The sequence below is a fragment of the Paraburkholderia sp. JHI2823 genome (genome assembly GCF_038900695.1).
In the GTDB taxonomy this organism is placed as follows: Bacteria; Pseudomonadota; Gammaproteobacteria; order Burkholderiales; family Burkholderiaceae; genus Paraburkholderia; species Paraburkholderia mimosarum.
In genome coordinates, this window is record NZ_JAYMRY010000143.1 from 1 (window position 1) to 1,091 (window position 1,091).

Sequence of the window (1,091 nt, forward strand, 5' to 3'; positions counted from 1 at the left end):
TGAACCAATGAAATTGCACTGATCTAATAGTGCATGGGCAAAATGAATTTGAGTGAAACCGAGCGCGAAGAGCTGATGTCGATGCAGCGCAGCCGCACGATGGCAGTTGGCCAGGTGAGGCGTGCGCGGTGATCTTGCTGCTCGACGAAGGGGCCTCGCGTGCGGCGACCATGGCCGAATTGCGCTGCGATTCGCGATTCATCACAACGTGGCAAACGCGTTTCACCAGTGAGCGCCTGGCTGGCCTTTACGGCAGACATCCAGGCCGCGCGCCGCGACCTGACCTCGCGGGCCTTGAAGCGAGAGTGCTCGACTACACGCTGCGACGCAAACCGGCCGACGGCTCGACGCACTGGAGCAGCCGCAAACTGGCGGCACAACTGGGCATGGCCTTCATGACGGTGCAACGTATCTGGCGCAAGCACGACATTCGGCCACATCGTCTCGATACGCACATGGTGTCCAACGATCCTGACTTTGAGACCAAGGCGGCCGATGTGATCGGGCTGTACCTCAATCCGCCATTGCATGCGGTGGTGTTCTGCGTGGACGAGAAGACAGCCATCCAGGCGCTGGATCGCAAAGACCGGATGTTGCCGCTCTCGCCCGGGCGCGCAGAGAGCCATGGTTTTGAATACAAGCGCAACGGTACCCTGAGCCTGTTCGCCGCATTGAATGTTGCCACCGGTGAGGTGCTGGGCAAAACCGCGCCACGCCACACCAGCGCCCAGTTTGTTGCGTTCCTCACCGAAGTGGTATCGGCCCAACCGCGCGGAAAGGAGATTCAGGTGATCTGCGACAACGTGAGCAGCCACAAGACCGAGGCCGTTCAAACATTTCTGGCTGACCATCCGAAGGTCTCGATACATTACACACCCACGTATTCGTCATGGCTGAATCAGGTCGAAAACTGGTTTGTCCGCATCCAGCGCGACGTCATTGCGCGTGGCGTATTCACCAGCACCAAGGATCTTGACAAAAAGCTCATGCGTTATATACGTCCGTACAACAAGCAGGCGCTTCCATTGAAATGGAAGTACTCCGATCCATCGCGGCGAATCCGGTGCAATTCTTCTGGTTCAATGGACTAG

At 57.8% G+C, this 1,091-nt stretch carries 1 pseudogene; it reads left to right on the forward strand.

Features of this window, described 5'->3' with window-relative positions:
* Positions 1–33 precede the first annotated feature (33 nt).
* A pseudogene (locus tag VSR34_RS37980) lies at positions 34–1,091 on the forward strand (IS630 family transposase).